This window comes from Peterkaempfera podocarpi (assembly GCF_042466665.1).
In the GTDB taxonomy this organism is placed as follows: domain Bacteria; phylum Actinomycetota; class Actinomycetes; order Streptomycetales; family Streptomycetaceae; genus Peterkaempfera; species Peterkaempfera podocarpi.
Genome location: NZ_CP162102.1, coordinates 3029467 through 3054418 on the forward strand (window position 1 = coordinate 3029467; position 24952 = coordinate 3054418).

Sequence of the window (24952 nt, forward strand, 5' to 3'; positions counted from 1 at the left end):
CCCATTGTGGCGTGCCCGGCCGACGGACACGCCACAGGGCGGCTACTTCAGGCTGCGGTGCACATTCTCCCGCTGCGAGGGCCCGGGAGTGGCGTCGGCGATCCAGGGCCCGTCCCCGGAGGGATCGATGACACCCTCCTCCAGCCACTGGTACCGGCCGCGCAGCACCGCGCGGGCGGCCCGGGCGTCCCGGTCGTCGGTGTTGCGCCACAGCCGGTCGAAGAGCTCCTCGACCCGGATCCGCGCCTGCCGGCAGAAAAGGTCGGCCAGCTCGTACGCCGCCCGGCCCTGCTCCGGGTCGCCGGTGCGCAGCATCTCCGCCCGCACACAGGCGGCGGAGATGGCGAACAGTTCGGCGCCGATGTCCACGATGCGGCCGAGGAAGCCCTGCTTGGTCTCCATCCGGCCCTGCCAGCGGGACATGCCGTAGAAGGTGGACCGGGCCAGCCGGCGGCTGCCGCGCTCCGCATAGCGCAGATGGGAGGCGAGGTCCGGATACCCCTTGGGGGAGAACTCCCCGTAGGAGGTGGGCAGTTGGCCGGGGCCGGCGACCAGCTTGGGCACCCAGCGGGCATAGAAGCCGCCGGCCCGCGCCGCCGCCCGCGCTTTTTGTTTGAGATCGGCCTCGGGATCGATGATGTCCCCGGCCACCGACAGATGGGCGTCCACCGCCTCGCGGGCGATCAGCAGATGCATGATCTCGGTGGAGCCCTCGAAGATGCGGTTGATCCGCAGGTCGCGCAGCATCTGCTCGGCGGGTACCGCGCGCTCGCCGCGGGCCGCCAGCGACTCGGCGGTCTCAAAGCCCCGGCCGCCGCGGATCTGCACCAGTTCGTCGGCCATCAACCAGGCGTGCTCGGTGGAGTAGAGCTTGGCGATGGCCGCCTCGATACGGATGTCATTGCGGTCCTCGTCGGCCATCTGGCTGGACAGGTCGACGATCGCCTCCAGGGCGAAGGTGGTCGCCGCGATATAGGCGATCTTGGTGGCCACCGCCTCGTGCTCGGCGATCGGCTTGCCCCACTGCTCACGGGCGGACGACCACTCGCGGGCGATCTTCAGGCACCACTTGCCCGCTCCGGCGCACATCGCGGGGATGGACAGCCGCCCGGTGTTCAGGGTGGTCAGGGCGATCTTCAGCCCGGCGCCCTCCTCCCCGATGCGGTTCTCCGCGGGCACCCTCACCTGGTGGAAGCGCGTGACGCCGTTCTCGATGCCGCGCAGCCCCATGAAGGCGTTGCGGTTCTCCACCGTGACACCCGGCGAGTCGCACTCCACCACGAAGGCGGTGATCCCGCCGCGGTGCCCCTCGCTGCGCGGCACCCTGGCCATCACCACCACCAGGTCGGCGACCACGCCGTTGGTGGTCCACAGTTTGACGCCGTCCAGGACGTACTCGCTGCCGTCCTCGCTCGGCACCGCCGCGGTGGCCAGCCGGGCGGGGTCGCTGCCGACGTCCGGCTCGGTGAGCAGGAAGGCGGTGATGTCGGTGGTGGCGCAGCGCGGCAGCCACTTGTCCTTCTGCTCCTGGGTGCCGAAGGTCTTCAGCGGCTGCGGCACCCCGATGGACTGGTGGGCGGAGGCCAGGGCGCCGAGCGCGGGGCTGGCGCTGCCGAGCAGTGCCAGCGCCCGGTTGTAGTAGAGCTGGCTGAGACCCAGGCCGCCGTACTTGCGGTCGATCTTCATACCGAGGACCCCGAGGTCCTTCAGCCCCTTGATCACCTCGTCCGGGATGACGGCGTCCCGCTCGATCTGCGCGGGGTCGATCCTGGTCTCGCAGAATGCCCGCAGCCGCGCCAGGAACGCCTCCCCCTCGCGCACCGACTCCTCGTCCGGCCGCGGATGGGGGTGGATCAGGTCCAGCCGGAACCGGCCCAGGAAGAGCTCCTTGGCGAAGCTGGGTTTGCGCCAGTGCTGTTCGCGGGCCTCCTCGGCGACCCGGCGCGCCTCGCGCTCGGTGACCTTGGGGCCGGGCTCCTGGGGGGCACCGCTGGAGCTTCCGCTGCGCGGGTGGGTTGGTGCGGACATGCAGCTCACCTCGCCGCTGTTCCGGGACGGGCGGGAACGAGCTGTTACCCGCCGGTACTACCTGAAGGTACCCACGGTGACGCCAACATCACCAGACGTGAGAACGAGCTACTTCTGCCCAGGAGTGACCGCCGCATTCACACCGTCCCCGTCGGACGCCCCTGACGGCTGGAGCTCCTCCAGCCAGTCCCGGAACAGCCGGTGCACAGCCTCCGCGCCCACCAGCTCCCCCACCGGCCCCGGCAGCACCGCCGGGTACAGCAGGAACGGCCGGCTCTGGCCGCCGCCGAGCCCGCCGTGCGAACCCACCTGTGCCTCGAAGGCGTGCACCTCACCGGTCGCCGGATCGAAGCTGCTGTTGACCATCAGGTCCGCACAGTTCGGAAAGGTGTCGGTCCGCGCCACCGCCCGGGCCGCACCCGACCCGAAGACCGCCAGCGGGTCCTCGCCCTCCACCACCCCGGTGGCCAGCTCCCGCAGCCCCCGGGCCCCGATCACCAGCGGCCCCCGCGCTTCGCTGCGGACCAGGACGAACCCCACGCCCGGATGCCCGGTCAGCGCCCCCAGCACCCCGGGATGCCGCTGCTCGATCTCCTCCATGGTCATCCGCCGCGGCACCTCCGGGAAGTAGACCAGGCCCAGATTCCCCGAGGCCAGCACCAGCGGCTCCGCCACCCCCTGCTCCGCCGGCTCCCCCGGCATCGGAACGGCCCACGCGTGCCCGTACAGCGCCAGCTGGACCGCCGTACGGGCCTCCGCGCCGCGCCCCCGGTCCGGCGCCGCCCCGGGCTGCCTGCCCCGCACCGCCTCCTTCATGCCGCAGCCGGACCGCACCACCTGCTCCAGGCTCTGCCCGTACGCATCGGCGAAGGCCGTCCCCTGGCTCTGCCCATGGTCCGAGAGGACCACGATCTCGTAGGGCCGCGGCGCATAGCGGGCCACCCCGGCCACCAGCGCCACAGAGCGGTCCAGGCGGCGCAGCACCTCCAGCGTCTCCGGGCGCTCCACCCCGGAGTGGTGCGCCACCTCGTCGTACGCCACCAGGTCGGCGTAGACGGCGGAGCGCCCGGCCAGCATGTCGCCGACCACCGCGGCAACCACCACATCCCGCTCCACCACCGTGGCGAAGGCCCGCACCAGCGGGTAGAGGCCGCCGCGCCGCACCCGTGGCCGCACATCGCGCAGCCGCTGCCGGGCCGACTGCACCAGCTCCCGGCCGACCTCCGCCAGCAGCGAGCCCAGGGTGCGCAGGGCGTTGGCGGGGTCCGCGAAGTAGCCGAAGTACCCCGAGCGGTCACGGCGGCCCAGCCGCCCGGACACGCTGAGCACCAGCGCCGACTGCCGGGCGCCGCCGCTGAACAGATTGCCCCGGCTGGCGCCGTCCCGGGCCAGCAGCCCCGGCCGGTCGGCGCGGCGGCGCTCCAGCTCGGCGGCGCTTGAGGGGTGGTTGCACACCATCAGCCGGCCGGTGTCCTTCTCGTACCAGCGGAAGGCCGGCACATCATGGTTGTCGCCGTGCAGAATGCCCAGCTGGCTGGCGCCGGTCTGGCTGGACCAGTCGGTCTGCCAGGGGGTCAGCCGGTGGCCGCCCCGGGCCAGCCAGCCGGCGAGCGTGGGCATGGAGCCGTCCCGCAGCGCCCTCACCAGCACCTCATGCCCCAGGCCGTCCAGCTGGAGGAAGACCACACCGGGCACCGCCCCGGGCAGGTGCACCCCCTCGCGCACCCGTCGTCCGTCCCGGCGGCCCGCCGTCCGGGCCAGCCGCCGCCGGTAGGCCTCGTCGTCCCGGGCGGCGATGGCGCCGTGCGCGGCCGATGTCGTCCCGGACAGCACCGCCGCGACCACGCCCGCCGTGGACAGGGTGATACTGCCGGACCCCGCCGGCACCAGCGCCAGCGCGAGCAGCACCAGCCCGCCGTTGAGCACAAAGACCAGCAGGGCCAGCACCAGAGCAGGCACCAGCAGCAGCGCACGCACGATCAGCGGCCACAGCCCGGCGCTCAGCACACCGATGCACGCCGCCGCCGTCCCCGCCGCCACCAGCGGGCCCACCGGTCCCGGGCCCGGGCCCGACGCCAGCTGAAAACCCGGCAGCACCGCCGCCAGCACCGCGAGGGTCACCGTGGCCGCCAGCCACACCACCACCGTCTGAGCGGCAGGCCGTGCCACCCTCCGCCACCACGCCATCCGCTGACCCGTCTCCTCGCCGTCGCACCGCCAGCCCCGCCCAGTCTGCCCCGAACTGTCACCCCCGATGAGACCGCCCCCACGTCCCCTGGAAGGCGCACACCGGGGGCGTGCGCCGGTGCGGGAGCCGGGGATCACCGGACGTAACCTGTTCGGAGCAGGGGCGGCAGGCCCGCAGCAGGACGAACCGAGAGGCGGCCCGACGTGGCGGTCATCACCTGGTGGGGCCATGCGACCGCGACCGTGCAGGACTCCGGGGTCAGCATCCTCACCGACCCCGTGCTCGGCTCCCGGCTGGCCCATCTGCGCCGCCGCCGCGGTCCGCTGCCCGGCGCCGCCGCACTGCGCGCCGACGCCGCCGTGGTCTCCCATCTGCACGCGGACCATCTGCATCTGCCCTCGCTCCGCCTCCTGCCCCCCGGGACGCCGGTGCTGCTGCCGCGCGGCGCGGTGCGGGCCGTACCGGCACTGCGACGTCTCTCCCATCTCCGGCTGGTCGAGGTCGCACCCGGTGAGGAGATCGCGGTCGGCGCGGTCACCGTCCGGGCGGTGCCCGCCCGCCACGACGGACGGCGGCTGCCGATGGGCCCGCAGCGGGTACAGCCACTGGGATTCGTGATCCGCGGGGCGGTGGCCACCTACTTCGCGGGCGACACCGATCTGTTCCCCGGGATGGCGGACGCGGTGGGCAGCTGCGACCACGCACTGCTGCCCGTCGGCGGGTGGGGGCCAGGACTGGGGCCCGGCCATCTGGACCCGGCGGGCGCCGCGGAGGCGGTCCGGCTGCTGGCACCGCGCACCGCGGTGCCGGTGCACTTCGGCACCTTCTGCCCCATGGTGCTCGGCGTCCGGCCGGGGGCCTGGTTCCATGCTCCGGGGGAGGACTTCGCCCGCCGGGCAGCCGGGCGGGCGCCGGAGGTCACCGTCCATGTACTGGAGCCCGGAGGCAGGGTGGACCTCGACGCGGAGCGCTCCGACGGGGTCGTCCGCAGCGGCGCCGAGGACGGCCGCCGGTGAACCACCCTCTGTGGACCGGCCTGGCCGCCGGGGCCACCGCCGGCGCGCTGGAGCCGGCCACCGCCTCGCAGACCGCCGGCTACCCGACGCTCTTCGTCCTGGTCGTGGTGGGCTCGGTGCTGCCGGTGCTGCCCACGGGCGCGCTGGTGAGCGCCGCCGGCGTGGTCGCCTGGCACTCCCGCTGGCCCGCCCTGGACCTGCCGCTGCTGCTGGCGGTGGCCTCGGCCGCCGCCTGGGCCGGGGACGTTCTGCTGTACTGGCTGGCCGCACACGCCGGCGGCCGGTGGACCCGGCAGCTGCGGGAGCACATGGAGAGCCCCCGGATGCGCGCCGCACAGGAACGGCTGGCCGCACACGACCGCAGCGTGCTCGTGCTCTCCCGGCTGATCCCGGCGGGCCGCATCCCGGTGATGGCGGCCTGCCTGGTCTCCGGGTGGCCGGTGCGGCGGTTCCTGCGCGCCGATGTGTTCGCCGCGGTCGCCTGGGCGCTGTGCTACCAGGCGGTCGGCATCGTCGGCGGCGCCGTCTTCCCCCGGCCCTGGCAGGGCGTGGCGGCGGCCGTGGTGCTGGTGCTGCTGGTGGCCGCCGTACCGGGCCTGCGGCGGCGGCTGCAGAGCCGGGAGCGGACCCGGGAGCAGCGGGCCGTACCCGCCGAGGAACGCGCCCGCTGACCGGCTGCACGCCCCCGTACGGCCAGGGGCGCGGGGAGCCGGCGCGGACCGCACCGTGGTGCAGATCCGGCCGGTTCCCCGCGCCCCTGAGCCGAGCTCCCGCGGGAAGCCGTCAGCGCGTCACAGCGCCAGGCCGGTGAGGACCAGCACCCGCTCGTAGGTGTAGTCGTCCATGGCGTACTTGACGCCCTCACGTCCCACACCGGACTGCTTGGCGCCGCCGTACGGCATCTGGTCCGCACGGTAGGACGGCACATCGCCCACGATCACACCGCCGACCTCCAGCTCCCGGTGGGCCCGGAAGGCGGTCTGCAGGTCATGGGTGAAGACACCCGCCTGAAGGCCGTACGGGGAGTCGTTGACCAGCGCGAACGCCTCGTCGGCACCGTCCACCCGGTGCAGGCTCAGCACCGGGCCGAAGACCTCCTCGCAGGCCAGGGTCACACCGGCGGGCACCTCGGCCAGCACGGTCGGCGCGTAGGTGGCACCCTCCCGCTTGCCGCCGGTCAGCAGCTTCGCCCCGGCGGCCACGGCCTCGTCCACCCAGGACTCGACCCGCTCGGCCGCGGCCTCGCTCACCAGCGGGCCCACGTCCACGGAGTCGTCGGAAGGGTCACCGGTGACCTGCTCCTGGACCTTGGCGACGACCTTCTCCACCAGCCGGTCTAGACCGCGGCGTCCGCGACGACCCGCTGCACCGAGATGCAGGACTGGCCGCCCTGGTAGTTGGCGAAGGTGGCGATCCGCGAGGCGGCCCACTCCAGGTCCTCCTCGCTCGACCAGTCGGCGAGGACGACCGCTGCGGCGTTGCCGCCCAGCTCCAGGGTGACGTGCTTGCGCGGCGCGGAGTCCAGGATGCCCCAGCCCACCGGCCCGGAGCCGGTGAAGGAGATCACCGGCAGCCGCTCGTCCTGCACCAGGGCGGGCATCCGGTCGTTGGGAACCGGCAGCACACTCCAGGAACCGGCGGGCAGCTCGGTCTCGGCCAGGATCTCGCCCAGCACCAGGGCGGAGAGCGGTGTGGCCGGGGCCGGCTTGAGGATGATCGGGGTGCCCACCGCGATCGCCGGGGCGACCTTGTGCGCCACGAGGTTGAGCGGGAAGTTGAACGGCGCGATGCCCAGCACCACACCGCGCGGGAAGCGGCGGGTGAGGGCGAGGCGGCCGGCGCCGCCCGCGTCGGTGTCCAGCCGCTGGGCCTCGCCGCTGTTGAACCGGCGGGCCTCCTCGGCAGCCCAGCGGAAGACCGAGGCCGCCCGGCCGATCTCGCCGCGGGCCCACTTGACCGGCTTGCCGTTCTCGGCGGTGACCAGGCGCGCCAGCTCCTCGGTGCGCTCGGTCAGCCGCTTCGCCACATGGTCGAGCGCGGCTGCGCGCACATGCGCCGGGGTGGCCGCGAAGGCGTCCTGCACGGCGACGGCGGCGCTGACCGCCTCCTCGACCTGCTCCTCGGTGGGCACGCTGACACGGCCGACGAGGCTGCCGTCCCACGGGTGGTGGACCTCGAAGGCCTCCGGGCCGCTCTCCCGGCGGCCGGCCAGCCAGAACTCATGGGTGGTGGTCACAGTCGCTACCGGCCCTTCCCTGATCGTCGCTGCTGCGGTGTCGGCGGGCGGATGGCCGCCGCGTCCCACCCACGGTAGGACCCCCGCCCGCACAGCCGGATTGGACGGTACGTAGTACCGCGGGCGCCGGACACTCCGCAGCGGAGTACGGGGGCGTTCCGGCGGGGCCGGCAGCCACTGCTGGGGGTCAACGGCCGACGATCGGCGGTCGGCGATCAGCGGTCGGCTGATCAGCGGTCGGCGATCGGCGATCAGCGATCAGCGATCGCCCGCTCTCAGCGCCAGCCAGAGCTCCATCCGCACATCGGTGTCGTCGAGCGAGCGGCCCAGCAGCTCCTCCACCCGCCTCATCCGGTACCGCAGCGTGTGCCGGTGCACCCCCAGATCCGCCGCCGCCGCATCCCACTGCCCGTGGCGCGAGAGCCAGGCCCGCAGCGACGCCTCCAGGTCGCCGCGCGCGGTGCGGTCGTGCTCCCGCAGCGGCCTCAGCACCCCCTCGGCGAAGGCCGAGACCGCCTCGTCCCCGAGCAGCGGCAGCAGCGACCCCGTTCCCACCTCGTCGTGGTCCACCAGGTGCTGCCCGCTGCGCAGCGCCACCGCGAGCGCCCGCTCCGCCTGGGCGAACGCCGCCCCCGCCTGCTCCGTCACGGTCGCGGCCGACACCCCGAGCGCCAGGGCGTCGCCCTCCTCGGCCGCTGCCGCGCAGTCCCCGTGCACCGCCCCGCCGTCCTGGGCCAGCAGCACCAGCCGCTCCTCAGCCGCCGAACGGTCCCGGGCCACCAGCAGCCGCTCCCCGGCGCGCCCCGCCGCCTGCTCCGCCCGGTCCGCCAGATCGGCCAGCGGATCACCCTCGTCCTCCTCACCGCGCGCGGCCTGCGCCAGCAGCACCCGCACGGCACCCTCCGGCAGGCCCCCGTACAGCACCGCGGCCACCTCACGAGCGGTCGCGGTCTCCCCCGCCAGCACCAGCCGCAGCAGCGCGGTGCCCATCCGCTCCTCGGCACGGCGCAGATCCCTGGAGCGCTCCAGGGTGAGGGTGAGCAGGGCCACGGCGGCGTTCAGCACATACCGCTCGGTGGGGCTGAGCCTGGCCTCGGTGCCGACGGCCAGGAAGCCACGGGGCCGCCGGTCGGCACCCAGCGACTGCAGCACCACGAAGTCCTCGTCCGCGGTGTCCGCGCCGCCCGGCCTGCCCTGCAGTGCCGCACTTGCCGGCGCGGGGCGGCGGCGCAGCCGGTCCACCTCCCCGGCGAGCCGCGCGGCCCGCCGGGCGGCCCAGTCCGGTGCCGCCAGGGAGAGCGCTCCGGTCGCGTCGTAGAGCGCCGCCCAGCCGCCGAGCCGAGCGGCCAGCCGACGTACCACCGCGGCCGTGCCGTCCTTGCCGAGGGCGGCCCGTGTCAGCTCCTCCTGCGCCTCGAAACTGGTGGTCACGGCCTCGTACTGCTCGGCGGCCAGCGCCGCCGACACCGCCTTGCTGATCGCGATGAAGGGCGTCGGCTGCGGCACCCTCAGCAGCGGCAGGCCCCGCTCCGAAGCCGCCTCCACCAGCGGCCGCGGCACCTCGGTGTGGGACAGGCCCACCCCCAGGCCCAGGCCCACCACTCCGGCGTCGGCGAGCCGGTGCACATAGGCCCGCAGTGCCTCGTCGCCGTCGCCGGTGCCCGTGCCTGTGCCTGTGCCGCCCAGCTTGATCCCGGTGGTCAGCAGCAGCTCCCCGCCCTCCAGATAGGGCGTGGGGTCGTCCAGTTCGCTGGTGTGCACCCAGCGGACCGGACGCTCCAGCTGGTCCTCACCTGCGAGGACGGTCAGATGGAGCGAGGAGTTGCGGACCAGGGAGGCCAGGGTGGGTGGCATGACACCTTCGGTCGGGCATGCCGCACCGCCCGGCCCGGCACCGCATCCTCGCGGTGCCCGCGGTACGGCACGGCCGGCGGAACAGGGGCAGGACGTGCTCGGTAATGATTATGGACGGTCCGCACAACCACTGCCACGAAGTCCTCCACAGCGGCGCAGCATCCGCCCGCTCAACCGCGCAGATCGACCAGGAGCGGAGGCACCTGGGCCCCGTCCACGGTGGTCAGCGACACCACCGCATGCCCCGACGGCAGCGCGTGCGCCAGATCCGACGACGACCACAGCTGCCGTTCCACCGAGCGCGTGGTGACGCTCTCGGTCTGCACCGGAGCCCCCGCCAGCAGTCCGCGGAACGCCCGGACGGACCGCCGCAGCAGCCCGCCGGAGGTGTCGGGGGTCTGGGTGACGGCCTTCTCCTGCACCCACACCGTGCCCCACGCCTCCGCGAACAGCCTGCCGTCCCAGGGCGCAATCCCCGGGAAGGCCATCCGGCAGCCGACCGCACCGAACAGCGGCGCCCGCAGTGCCTCCGGCAGGTCGGCCAGGCTGCGCAGCGCCAGCAGCGCCCCCGCGTTGGCGCCGCGCATCCGCTGCAGCCCCCGGACCGTGTGGCTGTCCACCGCCGCTGATGCGTCGTCGACCACCAGCCCTGCGAAGAGCGAACGGTCCCGCCGTCCGGCGGCGGCCTGCACAAACTGCCCCACCACCAGCCGGGCCAGCATCCGCGCCGCCTCCGGATGGCTGTGCTCGGGCAGCTTCACCCGCACCCGCAGCGGATGGTCGAGCGCCCGCATCGCGAACGGCGGCTTCTCCCTGCCGAGCTCATGGGCCGAGGGGTTGAAGCAGCCGGCGAAGGCCGGCCGGTCGAGCAACGTCAGCCGGTCGGCGAGCAGCGTCCCCGGATCGTCGGCGCGGCCGTGCTGGCGCTCCCGCTGCTGCAGATCGTGGCGGTGCGCCTCCAGCCGTCCGGTGTCGCTGAGTGCCGTACGCAGCGCCGCCCAGGCCTCGGGCTCGCCGAGCAGCAGGTCGCGCAGCTCCTGCACCCCCGGATAGCGGTCGTGGGCGGCCAGGAAGGGTCCGACCACCTGCTGCACCGTGGTCCGGGCGCCTTCGGCCCGCAGCGCCAGCTCGTCCGGCAGCAGCGCGTCGGCCAGCCGGGCCGCTGCCTCGTCGCTGCTGTGTGCGGCGCCGTAGAGGTCCAGGCCGTACGCCGACTCCGGATCCCCGGGAGCGATGACCACGTCGTACAGGGCGTCCGGACCCAGATCCGCGTCCGCGGCGCCGACCGCCACCACACACGCCGTGTTGGCCAGGGCCTGCAGGCAGAGCGCCTCCACCACGGGGCGGACCAGCAGCCCCGTCTTCCCGGTGCCCGCCGGACCCACCGCCAGCAGCGAGGTCCCCAGCAGGGACGGATCGAGGGCGAATCCGCCCCCGCGATGGGTCGCCGGGTTCTTCGGCACGTCCTGGACGGAGCCCAGCCGCACCTGCCGGGCCAGCAGGTCGTGCCGGGCGTACCGCTGCACCAGGTCCCGCTCCGCGGAGGGGTGCCCGCAGGCCGCCGCTCCCCGGGCTCCCACCTCGTCGGCGAACTGCGGCAGCCGGCCGGGATCGGCCAGCACCCCCTGCCATGCCCGCCGGATGCGCACATAGTCCACATCGCCGACCGCGCCCCGCCGGGCCTCCTCGTCCAGCCGCTCCGTCCCGGTCCGCTGTCCGCCGACCCGCATCTCCGCCCAGGGGTCCACCGCATGGGCGGCACCACCTGCGCCCTCGCCGGCGGCGCCCCCGGCGACGGGCCGCTCCTGGGTCACCAGCCGGCCGAGGGCGGGGGTCACATAGCGGCGCCATACCTCGGGCCAGCGGCCCATACGTCCGAAGATCCAGACGTCGACGATCAGCATGGCGATCTGCAGAAGAGCCTGGACCAGGACATACGGGCTGGTCAGCCCGTCGGCGCGCAGATGGTCCAGGTGGAACACCCAGTTGAGTACGTCGAACACCAGCGGACCGCCGTAGCGGAACGCCAGCCACGCGACCACCAGGTTGAGCGCGGCCCTGGCCAGCAGCACCCGCCCGGGGATCGCCGCGGTGTCCGCCGCCACCTCCTGCCGCCTCGGTACGTGGCCGAGGCCGAAGAGGCCGGGGACACCCTCGGTGCGTGGTCCGGCGAGCCAGCCGAAGAGGTCGAACGGCCCCTGCGGCTGCGCCGGCCGGTGCCGGGACCGGCCCGGGTGCCCGTCGCGGGCCTCCGGGAGGAACGGCGGTGCCGACACCGGGGGTTCCGGACCGGTCCGCTGTCCGTACGTGCCGTCCAGTCCCATCCCGGCCCCGCTCCTTCCCCGTCACTCAGCCCCGACTCAATGTAGTGGAGGCGGCACCCGCCGGTGAGCGGCACGCGGACGCCGCGGACAGGCAGCCCGGCGGAGCGGCGATGTCCGGGCGGGCCAACTCCGACTCCGCAGTACGCCCGAGTGGCGCATGCACTGCCCCCGGGGCGGCCATAACCTGCACAAGGAAGAGCCGATATCCCACGGTCGTCCCCGTACGTCTGGAGAACTCCATGAGCGCTGCCCCGTCCAGCGCCGGGCAGCTGCCCGGCGGCCCGTCGCTCCCTCAGGAGCGCCGCCTCGTCACCGCGATCCCCGGTCCGAAGTCGCAGGAGCTGCAGGTTCGCAAGGCTGCCGCGGTGCCGGCCGGTGTGGGCACGACCCTGCCGGTGTACATCACCCGCGCGGGCGGCGGCGTGGTGGAGGACGTCGACGGCAACTCGCTGATCGACTTCGGCTCCGGTATCGCCGTCACCAACGTCGGCAACTCCGCGGAGGCCGTCGTCAGCCGTGCCTCCGAGCAGCTGGCCGCCTTCACCCACACCTGCTTCATGGTGACCCCGTACGAGGGCTATGTGGCCGTCGCCGAGCAGCTCAACGAGCTCACCCCGGGCGACCACGAGAAGCGCACCGCGCTCTTCAACTCGGGCGCCGAGGCGGTGGAGAACGCCGTAAAGATCGCGCGCGCCTACACCAAGCGCACCGCCGTCGTGGTCTTCGACCACGGCTACCACGGCCGCACCAACCTCACCATGGGCCTCACGGCCAAGAACATGCCGTACAAGCACGGCTTCGGCCCGTTCGCCCCGGAGATCTACCGGGTGCCGGTCGCCTACCCGTACCGCTGGCTGACCGGTCCGGAGAACTGCGCCGACGAGGCCGCCGCGCAGGCGATCGACATCATCACCAAGCAGGTCGGCGCGGAGAACGTCGCCGCGATCATCATCGAGCCCATCCAGGGCGAGGGCGGCTTCATCGAGCCTGCCAAGGGCTTCCTGCCCGCGATCGCGGAGTTCGCCAAGGCCAACGGGATCGTCTTTGTCGCCGATGAGATCCAGACCGGCTTCTGCCGCACCGGCCAGTGGTTCGCCTGCGAGGACGAGGGCGTCGTCCCCGACCTGATCACCACCGCCAAGGGCATCGCCGGCGGTCTGCCGCTGGCCGCGGTGACCGGCCGCGCCGAGATCATGGACGCTGCGCACTCCGGCGGACTGGGCGGCACCTACGGCGGCAACCCGGTGGCCTGCGCCGCCGCGCTGGGCTCCATCGAGACCATGAAGGAGCTGGACCTCACCGCGAAGGCCCAGCGCATCGGCGAGGTCATGCTCGGCCGGCTGCGTGCCCTTCAGGAGAAGTACGACATCATCGGCGAGGTCCGCGGCCGTGGCGCCATGATCGCCATCGAGCTGGTCAAGCCCGGCGGCAAGGAGCCCAACCCGGAGGCCACCGCCGCCGTCGCCAAGGCCTGCCACACGGAGGGCCTGGTCGTGCTCACCGCCGGCACCTACGGCAATGTGCTGCGCTTCCTGCCCCCGCTGGTCATTCCCGAGCACCTGCTCAACGAGGGCCTCGACATCCTCGAAGGTGCATTCGCGTCGCTCTGACCTGCCGTTCCACCGGTGCGTCCGAACGTCGTGGAGGTACCCGCCACCACGGTGAAGATGTCGTGCCGACCTGGTGTTCCGAAGCCGGATCGCCTGGCAGGTGACGTACTGTCGTCGCAGATGGAGAACGAGCAACCTCCGGTCATCCCTCCTGCAGGGGAAGGCCGGGCCACCACCGAGGACAACCCGTCGGACGCGAGTCCGCAGCCTCAGAGCCGATCGACCGACCGCCCGGCCCACACCCCCCGGGACGAGCGGAACGGCGATCACCCAAGCCGCCCCGGAGCTCTCCCCCCTGCTCCGGGGCGGCTTCATCATGCCCTGGCGACGCCGTGGGTCCCGGCAGCGCTGCTCACCCTGCTCCTCGCCATCAGCTGGCAGGTCTCCGACCACGGCCCGCTGCTGCATCTCGACACAGCGGTCCGCAGCGCGCTCGCGCGCGCCCATGCGGCGCTGCCCGCAGGCACCCTCCGCCCGGCCGCCGACCGGGTCGGAGAGCTCTTCTCCGACCTCGGCAACACAGTGGTCGCGATCCCCGTCCTGCTGTTCTGCGCAGCGCTGGCCACCTGGCTCACCCGCCGGGCGGGCCACCCCCGGTGGTGGCTGCCGATGACTGCGGCCGCCGGGGCGGCGCTGCTGCTGCCGGCGCTGGTGGTTCCTGCCAAGGCCTGGTTCGGGCGCCCCGGGCCGGACGGCTCGCCGCTGCTGCCCGGCCAGTGGGGCTGGTATCCCTCCGGCCACACGGCGACGGCCACCGTCGCCTATGGCACCGCCGCTGTGCTGCTGTCCCGGGCGGCCGTCCGGCTCCGGCGGCGGACCGCGCTCTGCGTGAGCACTGCGCTGGTCGTCACCGGCGTGGGCCTCGGGCTGCTCTGGCGCCACTACCACTGGTTCCTCGACGTGCTGGCCGGCTGGTGTCTGGCGGGCGTGGTGCTCTGGGCGCTGGCGCGGGTACTGCCGGCCGTCGACGGCCGGGACTGAGCGCAATCCTTGCAGCGGGCCCGCCCCCGCAGGATGCTGAACTCCTCGGGTGGCCACTTCGGCTCCACAGCCCACAGGAGGCTGGTGCGATGGCATTCGTGCAGGTCATCGAGTACGAGACCGAGCAGAAGGACAAGCTGGACGACGTCTTCGACGAGTGGGTGCGCACCACCGAGGGCAGACGCACCGCGTCGCACGAACTCCACACCCAGGACCACGACCGGCCCGACCACTACGTGGACATCGTGGAGTTCCCCTCCTATGCACAGGCCATGGCGAACAGCAGCCTGCCCGAGACCCGGCGGATCGTGGAGCAGATGCGCGCCCTGTGCACCGGAACCCCGAGGTTCCTCAATCTCGAGGTGCTGCGGGAGGACCAGTTCTGACGGCCCCCGACCGGTCCCGGGCGGCCGTCAGGCGCTTCTGGCGTGTCAAACCATAACGGGCGGGTAGCCGCCCCATGGAACCAAGCCAAGTGAAGCAGCGACGCAGAACGAGGCGACTGACATGCTTTTGCTGGGACTCCTACTGGCCGGTGCGACGGCGGCGTTCGTCGGACTCCTGATCGCGTACAACCTCAGCGGTGGACCCGAATACACGGTGACGATGTTCGGCCACGACCTCGTCACGATGAACCACCTCAGTGCATTCCTGGCAGGCATCGCGCTGACTCTGGTCTTCGGGCTGGGTCTGGCTCTGATGGCCGCGGGTGCAGCGCACCATCGCCGGCGGAGCGTACGGCTGCGTACCGCCCGTCGAGAGGCCGACGTGGCTACTGCCCAACGTGACGCGATGGCCGCACGCCTCGACGAGCAGGGCGCGACCGTCAGCGACGAGGACATTCCTCTCGCGGGTGCCAGCCGGCAGTCCTACGCCCCGACGCACCGCCATCGGCCGCATATCTTCGGCCACTAAGCCCGGTTCAGGGAATGCGAAAAGGGGCTCCGCGGCCTTTCGGCTGCGGAGCCCCTCTCCTCAATGATTGTTCGGCGGCGTCCTACTCTCCCACAGGGTCCCCCCTGCAGTACCATCGGCGCTGTAAGGCTTAGCTTCCGGGTTCGGAATGTAACCGGGCGTTTCCCTCACGCTATGACCACCGAAACACTATGAAACTCTCAACCCAACCCCCGAAGGGGCAGGGTCGGTCGTTGTTTCAGAACAACACAGTGGACGCGTAGCAACTATGGACAAGCCCTCGGCCTATTAGTACCGGTCAGCTCCACCCATTACTGGGCTTCCACACCCGGCCTATCAACCCCATCGTCTATGGGGAGCCTTACCCACTCAAGGTGGTGGGAGCCCTCATCTCGAAGCAGGCTTCCCGCTTAGATGCTTTCAGCGGTTATCCCTCCCGAACGTAGCCAACCAGCCATGCCCTTGGCAGAACAACTGGCACACCAGAGGTTCGTCCGTCCCGGTCCTCTCGTACTAGGGACAGCCCTTCTCAAGACTCCTACGCGCACAGCGGATAGGGACCGAACTGTCTCACGACGTTCTAAACCCAGCTCGCGTACCGCTTTAATGGGCGAACAGCCCAACCCTTGGGACCTACTCCAGCCCCAGGATGCGACGAGCCGACATCGAGGTGCCAAACCATCCCGTCGATATGGACTCTTGGGGAAGATCAGCCTGTTATCCCCGGGGTACCTTTTATCCGTTGAGCGACGGCGCTTCCACAAGCCACCGCCGGATCACTAGTCCCTGCTTTCGCACCTGCTCGACCCGTCGGTCTCACAGTCAAGCTCCCTTGTGCACTTACACTCAACACCTGATTGCCAACCAGGCTGAGGGAACCTTTGGGCGCCTCCGTTACCCTTTAGGAGGCAACCGCCCCAGTTAAACTACCCACCAGACACTGTCCCTGATCCGGATCACGGACCCAGGTTAGACATCCAGCACGACCAGAGTGGTATTTCAACGATGACTCCACAACCACTGGCGTGGCCGCTTCACAGTCTCCCACCTATCCTACACAAGCCGAACCGAACACCAATATCAAGCTATAGTAAAGGTCCCGGGGTCTTTCCGTCCTGCTGCGCGAAACGAGCATCTTTACTCGTAATGCAATTTCACCGGGCCCGTGGTTGAGACAGTCGAGAAGTCGTTACGCCATTCGTGCAGGTCGGAACTTACCCGACAAGGAATTTCGCTACCTTAGGATGGTTATAGTTACCACCGCCGTTTACTGGCGCTTAAGTTCTCAGCTTCGCCCCGACGAATCGAGACTAACCGGTCCCCTTAACGTTCCAGCACCGGGCAGGCGTCAGTCCGTATACATCGCCTTACGGCTTCGCACGGACCTGTGTTTTTAGTAAACAGTCGCTTCTCGCTGGTCTCTGCGGCCACCACCAGCTCAGGGAGAAAATCCCCTCACCAGCAATGGCCCCCCTTCTCCCGAAGTTACGGGGGCATTTTGCCGAGTTCCTTAACCACGGTTCACCCGAACGCCTCGGTATTCTCTACCTGACCACCTGAGTCGGTTTGGGGTACGGGCCGCCATGAAACTCGCTAGAGGCTTTTCTCGACAGCATAGGATCATCCACTTCACCACAATCGGCTCGGCATCAGGTCTCAGCCTCATGAGTGGCGGATTTGCCTACCACTCGGCCTACACCCTTACCCCGGGACAACCACCGCCCGGGATGGACTACCTTCCTGCGTCACCCCATCGCTCACCTACTACCAGCTCGGGCCACCGGCTCCACCACTCCCCCTCACTCCGAAGAGATCAGAGGCGGCTTCACGGGCTTAGCATCACTGGGTTCGACGCTGGCGCTTCATAGCGGGTACGGGAATATCAACCCGTTGTCCATCGACTACGCCTGTCGGCCTCGCCTTAGGTCCCGACTTACCCTGGGCAGATCAGCTTGACCCAGGAACCCTTGGTCAATCGGCGCAAGAGTTTCCCACTCTTGTATCGCTACTCATGCCTGCATTCTCACTCGTATACCGTCCACGACTGGCTCCCGCCGCCGCTTCACCCGGCACACGACGCTCCCCTACCCACCCACACCTTCGTTGGAAGTATTGTGTGAGTGACACGGCTTCGGCGGTGTACTTGAGCCCCGCTACATTGTCGGCGCGGAATCACTTGACCAGTGAGCTATTACGCACTCTTTCAAGGGTGGCTGCTTCTAAGCCAACCTCCTGGTTGTCTCTGCGACTCCACATCCTTTCCCACTTAGCACACGCTTAGGGGCCTTAGCCGGTGTTCTGGGCTGTTTCCCTCTCGACCACGGAGCTTATCCCCCGCAGTCTCACTGCCGTGCTCTCACTTACCGGCATTCGGAGTTTGGCTAAGGTCAGTAACCCGGTGAGGCCCATCGCCTATCCAGTGCTCTACCTCCGGCAAGAAACACACGACGCTGCACCTAAATGCATTTCGGGGAGAACCAGCTATCACGGAGTTTGATTGGCCTTTCACCCCTAACCACAGGTCATCCCCCAGGTTTTCAACCCTGGTGGGTTCGGGCCTCCACACGGTCTTACCCGCGCTTCACCCTGCCCATGGCTAGATCACTCCGCTTCGGGTCTTGGGCATGCGACTCAAACGCCCTATTCGGACTCGCTTTCGCTACGGCTACCCCACACGGGTTAACCTCGCCACACACCGCAAACTCGCAGGCTCATTCTTCAAAAGGCACGCAGTCACGGCCACAGTCCGAAGACTGCAACGACGCTCCCACGGCTTGTAGGCACACGGTTTCAGGTACTATTTCACTCCGCTCCCGCGGTACTTTTCACCATTCCCTCACGGTACTATCCGCTATCGGTCACCAGGGAATATTTAGGCTTAGCGGGTGGTCCCGCCAGATTCACACGGGATTTCTCGGGCCCCGTGCTACTTGGGTGTTCTTCAAGCGAGCCGCACAGATTTCGTCTACGGGGGTCTTACCCTCTACGCCGGGCCTTTCGCATGCCCTTCGACTACCCATACGGTTTCTGACTCGCCGACCGGCCGGCAGACCGATCAAGAAAAAACCCACAACCCCGCACGCGCAACCCCTGCCGGGTATCACACACATACGGTTTAGCCTCATCCGGTTTCGCTCGCCACTACTCCCGGAATCACGGTTGTTTTCTCTTCCTGCGGGTACTGAGATGTTTCACTTCCCCGCGTTCCCTCCACACTGCCTATGTGTTCAGCAGCGGGTGACAGCCCATGACGACTGCCGGGTTTCCCCATTCGGACACCCCCGGATCACAGCTCGGTTGACAGCTCCCCGGGGCCTATCGCGGCCTCCCACGTCCTTCATCGGTTCCTGGTGCCAAGGCATCCACCGTGCGCCCTTAAAAACTTGGCCACAGATGCTCGCGTCCACTGTGCAGTTCTCAAACAACGACCAGCCACCCACCTCACCCAGCATGGGACCGGCACCAAGGAAACCAAAAACCCGTTCCCTCAGGACCCAACAGCGCGCCCAACCAGACCCCCACCCCGAAAACCGCGTTCCACACGCCGAAGCGCAGTACTAACAGCCCCACAGTGAGGACCGGCCGAATATTCAACGTTCCACCCATGAGCAACCACACGAGGACATTCGCCCCGAGCTGGCCATATGCTCCTTAGAAAGGAGGTGATCCAGCCGCACCTTCCGGTACGGCTACCTTGTTACGACTTCGTCCCAATCGCTGGTCCCACCTTCGACGGCTCCCCCCACAAGGGTTGGGCCACCGGCTTCGGGTGTTACCGACTTTCGTGACGTGACGGGCGGTGTGTACAAGGCCCGGGAACGTATTCACCGCAGCATGCTGATCTGCGATTACTAGCGACTCCGACTTCATGGGGTCGAGTTGCAGACCCCAATCCGAACTGAGGCCGGCTTTTTGGGATTCGCTCCACCTCGCGGTATCGCAGCCCATTGTACCGACCATTGTAGCACGTGTGCAGCCCAAGACATAAGGGGCATGATGATTTGACGTCGTCCCCACCTTCCTCCGAGTTGACCCCGGCAGTCTCCTGTGAGTCCCCGACATTACTCGCTGGCAACACAGAACAAGGGTTGCGCTCGTTGCGGGACTTAACCCAACATCTCACGACACGAGCTGACGACAACCATGCACCACCTGTACACCGACCACAAGGGGGACCGTATCTCTACGGTTTTCCGGCGTATGTCAAGCCTTGGTAAGGTTCTTCGCGTTGCGTCGAATTAAGCCACATGCTCCGCCGCTTGTGCGGGCCCCCGTCAATTCCTTTGAGTTTTAGCCTTGCGGCCGTACTCCCCAGGCGGGGAACTTAATGCGTTAGCTGCGGCACGGACGACGTGGAATGTCGCCCACACCTAGTTCCCAACGTTTACGGCGTGGACTACCAGGGTATCTAATCCTGTTCGCTCCCCACGCTTTCGCTCCTCAGCGTCAGTATCGGCCCAGAGATCCGCCTTCGCCACCGGTGTTCCTCCTGATATCTGCGCATTTCACCGCTACACCAGGAATTCCGATCTCCCCTACCGAACTCTAGCCTGCCCGTATCGAATGCAGACCCGGGGTTAAGCCCCGGGCTTTCACATCCGACGCGACAGGCCGCCTACGAGCTCTTTACGCCCAATAATTCCGGACAACGCTCGCACCCTACGTATTACCGCGGCTGCTGGCACGTAGTTAGCCGGTGCTTCTTCTGCAGGTACCGTCACTTGCGCTTCTTCCCTGCTGAAAGAGGTTTACAACCCGAAGGCCGTCATCCCTCACGCGGCGTCGCTGCATCAGGCTTTCGCCCATTGTGCAATATTCCCCACTGCTGCCTCCCGTAGGAGTCTGGGCCGTGTCTCAGTCCCAGTGTGGCCGGTCGCCCTCTCAGGCCGGCTACCCGTCGTCGCCTTGGTAGGCCATCACCCCACCAACAAGCTGATAGGCCGCGGGCTCATCCTGCACCGCCGGAGCTTTCCACGCACCCCCATGCAGGAGTGCGTCATATCCGGTATTAGCACCGGTTTCCCGGTGTTGTCCCAGAGTGCAGGGCAGATTGCCCACGTGTTACTCACCCGTTCGCCACTGATCCACCCCGAAGGGCTTCACCGTTCGACTTGCATGTGTTAAGCACGCCGCCAGCGTTCGTCCTGAGCCAGGATCAAACTCTCCGTGAATGCTTAGATCCACGAGAGCGGCACGGCATCCGGCGGAATAAGCCGAACCCGCGCACAGCGTCCTCGCTGTACTTCATTCAAAGGAACCCAAAGGGTTCAAAAATCTGGCGTTGAATTTTGGCACGCTGTTGAGTTCTCAAGGAACGGACGCTTCCATCGAAACCCTTCCGGGCCCCTCCGGGCTCTTCCCTTCTTCGTGTCTCCAGCTTATCAGATCCGCTTACCGCTTTTCCGACCCCCGCTGGCGGGGTTACTTCTTCACTGCTTCTCACTGCATTTCCTTCGGCCTTTCGGCGCTTTCCGACTCTATCAGATCTCTCTGTCGAGTCTTTCCGCGTGTCCCGGCCTCGGAACGGATTGAACCTTAGCGAACAACACCCGACCGGGTCCAATTCGCCGAATTCCCCGAATCACCGCACACGACCCCGCAGACAGCAGACCGACGGATCCGACGCCGCAGCGATCGAGCCTGAGTGGTGATGAGAGGAAGTCCGCCCCGGGACAGCGTCCCCGCCGAGCGACCGTGGAACTCTACGACCACCGGCCCGCCCCGCGCAAATCGGCGGGGCCCCACCGCTTCGGTGGGGCCCCGCCGATCGTCGGGCAGGGTCAGCTGTTGGTGGGGAAGCCCAGGTTGAGGCCGCCGTGGGAGGGGTCGAGCCAGCGCTGGGTGACCGCCTTGCCGCGGGTGAAGAAGTGGACGCCGTCGGCGCCGTAGGCGTGGGTGTCGCCGAAGAGGGAGGCCTTCCAGCCGCCGAAGGAGTAGTAGGCGACGGGCACCGGGATCGGGACGTTGATGCCGACCATGCCCACCTCCACCTCGTTCTGGAACTTGCGTGCGGCGCCGCCGTCATTGGTGAAGATGGCGGTGCCGTTGCCGTAGGGGTTGGCGTTGACGAGCTCCAGGCCCTCCTCGTAGGTGGTCACCCGGACCACCGAGAGCACCGGGCCGAAGATCTCGTCGTTGTAGACGGACATGCCGGGCTTGACGTGGTCGAACAGGGTAGGGCCCAGCCAGAAGCCGTCGGCGGTCGTCGCCCCCTCGGCGTCGGCCTCCACGATGGCGTGGCTGCGTCCGTCGACGGCCAGCTCCGCACCGTCGGCGATACCGGAGTCGATGTAGGAGGTGACCTTGTCCCGGTGCTGTCCGGTGACCAAGGGGCCCATGTCGGAGTCGCCGTTGCAGCCCGGACCGACCCTGAGGGTGGCCATCCGCTCCTTGATCTTCTCCACCAGCAGGTCGCCGACGGGGTCCACCGCGACCAGGACGGAGACCGCCATGCAGCGCTCCCCGGCGGCGCCGAAGCCGGCGTTGACCGCGGCGTCGGCGGCGAGGTCCAGATCGGCGTCGGGGAGGACCAGCATGTGGTTCTTGGCACCGCCGAGGGCCTGCACGCGCTTGCCGTAGCGGGTGCCGGTCTCGTAGACGTACCGGGCGATCGGGGTGGAGCCGACAAAGCTGATCGACTTGACGTCCGGGTGCTCCAGCAGGCGGTCGACGGCGACCTTGTCGCCGTGCACCACGTTGAAGACACCGTCCGGCAGACCGGCCTCCTTCCACAGCCCGGCAAGGAAGTTGGCGGCGGAGGGGTCCTTCTCGGAGGGCTTGACCACGACGGTGTTGCCGGCCGCGATGGCGATCGGGAAGAACCACATCGGGACCATCGCCGGGAAGTTGAACGGCGAGATGATCCCCACGACACCCAGCGGCTGGCGGATGGAGTAGACGTCGACGCCGGTCGAGGCCTGCTCGGTGAAGCCGCCCTTGATCAGCTGCGGGACGCCGCAGGCGTACTCCACGACCTCCAGTCCGCGGGCGATCTCACCGAGCGCGTCGGAGTGCACCTTGCCGTGCTCGGAGACGATGATCGCGGCCAGCTCGTCCTTGCGGGCGTTGAGCAGCTCCCGGAAGGCGAACAGCACCTGGGTGCGCCGGGCGAGGGAGGTGTGCCGCCAGGACGCGAAGGCCTCGACGGCCGCGCTGACCGCCTGGTCGACCTCGGCGATGTCCGCGAAGTCGACCTGTCCCTGGACCCTGCCGGTCGCCGGGTCGTAGATGTCTCCGCGGCGCGGAGCGGCGCCGCCGGTGGCGATGGGGGTGCCGCCGATCCAGTGGGTGATGTGCTTGCTCAACGTCGTCTGCCTCCGAAGTCGCGCGGCCCGCGGTTCGACGGATCCGCGGGGGAATGCCTCGCGATACCCAGTGTCCGACGGCCCTGCGGCTTGCTCAACGAGCAGTGTGGCGCCGGGTCGGCGGTTCGCCTTACACCTCGTCGGCCTCCTGCCCCGGCTCCGCGGCATCGTCCGCGGCACCGTCGTCCTCGGAGTCGTAGTACGAGTCGGGGTTCTCCCGGCCCTCCATGAGGTCGAGGGTGATGTCCTGCGCCCAGGCGAGAGCCCATCGTTTGACCTCGCCGATCCGTTCGTCGGGCGCGCCGCACCGCTGGTAGGCCTCGTCGTCCAGCGAGGCGAGCTTGTCGAGGCGCTCCGCGAGCGCCCCGGCGCGGAAGTCCTCGTCGAAGGCGCCCGCCATGGCGAGCAGTTCGCCCTCACTGAACCAGTCGGACAGGGCGTGCACCGCCAGCAGGTCCTCGGGCAGGGTGCGGTCGGTCATCGCCGTGACGGTCAGGCTGGCGGCGTCCTCGCGGGAGACCAGGGGCACGGGCCGGTCGAGGACCGCATCGGTCCAGACCGGTGGATGGGCCAGCGGTCGTTTGCCGATGGCGACCGCCACCGGACGGGCGAGCGGCTCATAGGGAGGGGTGAGCAGCAGGCTCGCCAGCAGCGGGGTTCCGGGGGTCTGCGGGGCGGCTTCGCAGCCCGCGTCGCGGCCGGTCGCGGCCACGGCGTCCGCGATGGCCGTCACCGGGGTCGAGTCCCCGGTGACCAGTTCCAGCTCCTCGGTGCGGCGGACCGGGACCGGCAGGCCGTACGCCCGCAGTGCGGGTGTCCCGGCCAGCGCCAGATGGTGGTGTGCGCAGGCCGGAAGCACGGCCTCCAGCAGCCGGGACTGCCCCGGCGCCAGAACCTCCGTGGCGGGTTCCGCGACGGGCTGCCCGGCGGCCTGCGCGGCAGGCGCGGCGGCTGTGGTGCGGGGCTCGACCGGCCCGTTTCCTGCTGCCATGGCCTCAGTGTCGCCCATCGGGGTGCGGGTCGCGGGGCAATGCCGCGCCCGCCGCGGCTGCGGCGGCGGGCGCGGCGGGCTCAGGAGTCGAAGCCGAGGCCGAACCGGTCCATCGCTCGGAGCCAGAGGTTGCGACGGCCGGCGCGGTGGTCCGCACGGTCCAGGGACCACTTGGTGAGCTCGATGCCGGCCCAGCGGAAGGGCTCGGGAGGGAAGGGCAGCGGCTTCTCCCGGACCATCCTCAGCTCGGTCCGCTCGGTGCGCTCGCCCGCCAGCAGATCGAGCACGACCTCGGCGCCGAAGCGGGTGGCGCCCACGCCCAGACCGGTATAGCCGGCCGCGTAGCCGACCTTGCCTCGGTGGGAGGTGCCATGGAAGGCGGTGAAGCGGGTGCAGGTGTCGATGGCGCCGCCCCAGGCGTGGGTGAAGCGCAGCCCTTCCAGCTGGGGGAAGGTGCGGAAGAAGTGGCCGGCCAGTCTGCGGAAGGTCTCCGGGCGCTGGTCGTGCTCGCTGCGTACCCGGCCCCGGTAGTGGTAGACGGCGTCGTAGCCGCCCCAGAGGATGCGGTTGTCCGCGGAGAGCCGGAAGTAGTGGAACTGGTTGGCGGAGTCCCCCAGCCCCTGGCGGTTGCGCCAGCCGATGGCGGCCAGCTGCTGTTCGTCCAGCGGCTCGGTCATCAGGGCGTAGTCGTAGACGGGGACGATGAAGGGGCGGATCCGGCGCACCAGGGAGGGGAAGGCGTTGGTGGCCAGGGCGGCCCGGCGGGCGAAGACTTTGCCGTAGGGGGTGCGCACGGCCAGGCCGCTGCCGTTGTGCTCCAGTGCGGTGGCACGGGTGTGCTCGAAGATGCGGACGCCCTGCTGAAGGCAGGCCTGCCGGAGGCCCCAGACGAGTTTGGCGGGGTGCACCATGGCGACGCCGTCGCGGTCCCAGAGGCCGCCGAGGAAGGTCGGTGAGTCGACCTCGGCGCGTACCTCGTCCGGGCCGAGGACGGTGAGGTCGATGCCGTACGGGGTGACCTGCTCGGCGACCTGGTGGAGCCAGTCGATCTGGTAGGGCTCGGTGGCGACGTCGAGTTCCCCGGTGCGCTCCCAGTCGCAGTCGATGCGGTAGCGGGTGATGGCCTGTTCAATGGCCTGGAGGTTGTCGGCGCCCAGCTTCTCCAGTTGGGGGAGTTCCTCGGGCCAGCGCTGGAGGCCGTTGCCGAAGCCGTGGGTGAGGCTGGCCGCGCAGAAGCCGCCGTTGCGCCCGGAGGCCGCCCAGCCCACCTCGTGGCCCTCGACCAGGACGACGTCGAGGGAGGGGTCGCGCTCCTTGGCGATCAGGGCGGTCCACAGTCCGGAGTAGCCGCCGCCGACCACCAGCAGATCGCAGTTGACACTTCCCACCAGGGTGCCCAGGGGGTCGGGGCGGCCGGGGTCGTCGAGCCAGTAGGGGGTGGGCTGGGCGTCCTTGAGCGACCAGGCGGGATCCATGCGGTGTCAACTGCCTTCTGCGGATGGGCG

13 protein-coding genes, 3 rRNA genes and 1 pseudogene are annotated in these 24952 nt (G+C 69.7%); 6 read left to right on the plus strand and 11 right to left on the minus strand.

Features of this window, described 5'->3' with window-relative positions:
- Positions 1-42: 42 nt before the first annotated feature.
- Together AB0761_RS13170 and AB0761_RS13175 are read right to left on the minus strand one after the other, a co-directional pair.
- Positions 43-2028 carry an acyl-CoA dehydrogenase family protein gene (locus tag AB0761_RS13170; RefSeq protein ID WP_377269169.1) on the minus strand — a complete coding sequence of 662 codons (1986 nt, stop codon included), beginning with the start codon at positions 2026-2028 and terminating at the stop codon, positions 43-45.
- A gap of 108 nt (positions 2029-2136) precedes the next feature.
- The gene (locus AB0761_RS13175) at positions 2137-4215 is read right to left on the minus strand and encodes an alkaline phosphatase family protein (RefSeq protein WP_377269170.1); all 2079 of its coding nucleotides are present in this window, start codon (positions 4213-4215) and stop codon (positions 2137-2139) included.
- 204 nt (positions 4216-4419) lie between these two features.
- On the opposite strand from AB0761_RS13175, the gene AB0761_RS13180 reads away from it, so the two are divergent.
- Positions 4420-5232, plus strand: coding sequence for an MBL fold metallo-hydrolase (locus tag AB0761_RS13180; protein WP_377269171.1), 813 nt, complete (start codon positions 4420-4422; stop codon positions 5230-5232).
- Positions 5229-5903: a DedA family protein gene (locus tag AB0761_RS13185; RefSeq protein ID WP_377269172.1), complete on the plus strand. Its 675-nt coding sequence runs from the start codon at positions 5229-5231 to the stop codon at positions 5901-5903. Before AB0761_RS13180 ends, AB0761_RS13185 begins: the two co-directional genes overlap by 4 nt.
- 120 nt (positions 5904-6023) lie before the next feature.
- Here AB0761_RS13185 and AB0761_RS13190 read toward each other — a convergent pair.
- The 3 genes and pseudogenes from AB0761_RS13190 to AB0761_RS13200 form a co-directional block, all read right to left on the minus strand.
- Positions 6024-7468 (minus strand): annotated as a pseudogene (locus tag AB0761_RS13190) (aldehyde dehydrogenase family protein).
- Positions 7469-7726: 258 nt separating this feature from the next.
- Entirely contained in the window at positions 7727-9322 is a 1596-nt protein-coding gene (locus AB0761_RS13195) for a PucR family transcriptional regulator (RefSeq protein WP_377269173.1), read from the minus strand.
- Positions 9323-9492: 170 nt separating this feature from the next.
- Positions 9493-11646: an ATP-binding protein gene (locus AB0761_RS13200; protein WP_377269174.1), complete on the minus strand. Its 2154-nt coding sequence runs from the start codon at positions 11644-11646 to the stop codon at positions 9493-9495.
- A gap of 239 nt (positions 11647-11885) precedes the next feature.
- Between AB0761_RS13200 and gabT the strand changes: the two genes are divergently transcribed.
- From gabT to AB0761_RS13220, 4 genes are all read left to right on the plus strand, one after another.
- Positions 11886-13256 carry a 4-aminobutyrate--2-oxoglutarate transaminase gene (gene gabT / locus AB0761_RS13205; protein ID WP_377269175.1) on the plus strand — a complete coding sequence of 457 codons (1371 nt, stop codon included), beginning with the start codon at positions 11886-11888 and terminating at the stop codon, positions 13254-13256.
- A 120-nt stretch (positions 13257-13376) separates the two neighbouring features.
- The gene (locus AB0761_RS13210) at positions 13377-14237 is read left to right on the plus strand and encodes a phosphatase PAP2 family protein (RefSeq protein WP_377269176.1); all 861 of its coding nucleotides are present in this window, start codon (positions 13377-13379) and stop codon (positions 14235-14237) included.
- Positions 14238-14326: 89 nt separating this feature from the next.
- Positions 14327-14623: a hypothetical protein gene (locus AB0761_RS13215; RefSeq protein WP_377269177.1), complete on the plus strand. Its 297-nt coding sequence runs from the start codon at positions 14327-14329 to the stop codon at positions 14621-14623.
- Positions 14624-14744: 121 nt separating this feature from the next.
- The gene (locus tag AB0761_RS13220) at positions 14745-15152 is read left to right on the plus strand and encodes a hypothetical protein (RefSeq protein WP_377269178.1); all 408 of its coding nucleotides are present in this window, start codon (positions 14745-14747) and stop codon (positions 15150-15152) included.
- Between the two features lie 69 nt (positions 15153-15221).
- On the opposite strand, the gene rrf is transcribed toward AB0761_RS13220, so the two are convergent.
- The 6 genes from rrf to AB0761_RS13250 all read right to left on the minus strand — a co-directional run bounded on the left by rrf (position 15222) and on the right by AB0761_RS13250 (position 24922).
- Positions 15222-15338, minus strand: a 5S ribosomal RNA gene (gene rrf, locus AB0761_RS13225).
- Between the two features lie 82 nt (positions 15339-15420).
- Positions 15421-18541 (minus strand): 23S ribosomal RNA (locus AB0761_RS13230).
- Between the two features lie 266 nt (positions 18542-18807).
- Positions 18808-20323 (minus strand): 16S ribosomal RNA (locus AB0761_RS13235).
- The 16S, 23S and 5S rRNA genes sit together here, the layout of an rRNA operon.
- A 609-nt stretch (positions 20324-20932) precedes the next feature.
- The gene (locus tag AB0761_RS13240) at positions 20933-22456 is read right to left on the minus strand and encodes a CoA-acylating methylmalonate-semialdehyde dehydrogenase (protein ID WP_377269179.1); all 1524 of its coding nucleotides are present in this window, start codon (positions 22454-22456) and stop codon (positions 20933-20935) included.
- Between the two features lie 130 nt (positions 22457-22586).
- The gene (locus AB0761_RS13245; RefSeq protein WP_377269180.1) at positions 22587-23447 is read right to left on the minus strand and encodes a hypothetical protein; all 861 of its coding nucleotides are present in this window, start codon (positions 23445-23447) and stop codon (positions 22587-22589) included.
- Between the two features lie 80 nt (positions 23448-23527).
- Positions 23528-24922 (minus strand): NAD(P)/FAD-dependent oxidoreductase, encoded by a 1395-nt coding sequence (locus AB0761_RS13250; protein WP_377269181.1) that lies wholly within the window; start codon positions 24920-24922, stop codon positions 23528-23530.
- Positions 24923-24952: the final 30 nt, after the last annotated feature.

Excerpts from the sequence above, each read along its gene's own strand:
- AB0761_RS13245 (WP_377269180.1), bottom strand. The coding sequence starts at position 23,447 with ATGGCAGCAGGAAACGGGCCGGTCGAGCCCCGCACCACAGCCGCCGCG.
- AB0761_RS13250 (WP_377269181.1), bottom strand. The coding sequence starts at position 24,922 with ATGGATCCCGCCTGGTCGCTCAAGGACGCCCAGCCCACCCCCTACTGG.
- AB0761_RS13220 (WP_377269178.1), top strand. The coding sequence starts at position 14,745 with ATGCTTTTGCTGGGACTCCTACTGGCCGGTGCGACGGCGGCGTTCGTC.
- AB0761_RS13210 (WP_377269176.1), top strand. The coding sequence starts at position 13,377 with ATGGAGAACGAGCAACCTCCGGTCATCCCTCCTGCAGGGGAAGGCCGG.
- AB0761_RS13195 (WP_377269173.1), bottom strand. The coding sequence starts at position 9,322 with ATGCCACCCACCCTGGCCTCCCTGGTCCGCAACTCCTCGCTCCATCTG.
- AB0761_RS13215 (WP_377269177.1), top strand. The coding sequence starts at position 14,327 with ATGGCATTCGTGCAGGTCATCGAGTACGAGACCGAGCAGAAGGACAAG.
- AB0761_RS13200 (WP_377269174.1), bottom strand. The coding sequence starts at position 11,646 with ATGGGACTGGACGGCACGTACGGACAGCGGACCGGTCCGGAACCCCCG.
- AB0761_RS13170 (WP_377269169.1), bottom strand. The coding sequence starts at position 2,028 with ATGTCCGCACCAACCCACCCGCGCAGCGGAAGCTCCAGCGGTGCCCCC.
- AB0761_RS13175 (WP_377269170.1), bottom strand. The coding sequence starts at position 4,215 with ATGGCGTGGTGGCGGAGGGTGGCACGGCCTGCCGCTCAGACGGTGGTG.
- gabT (WP_377269175.1), top strand. The coding sequence starts at position 11,886 with ATGAGCGCTGCCCCGTCCAGCGCCGGGCAGCTGCCCGGCGGCCCGTCG.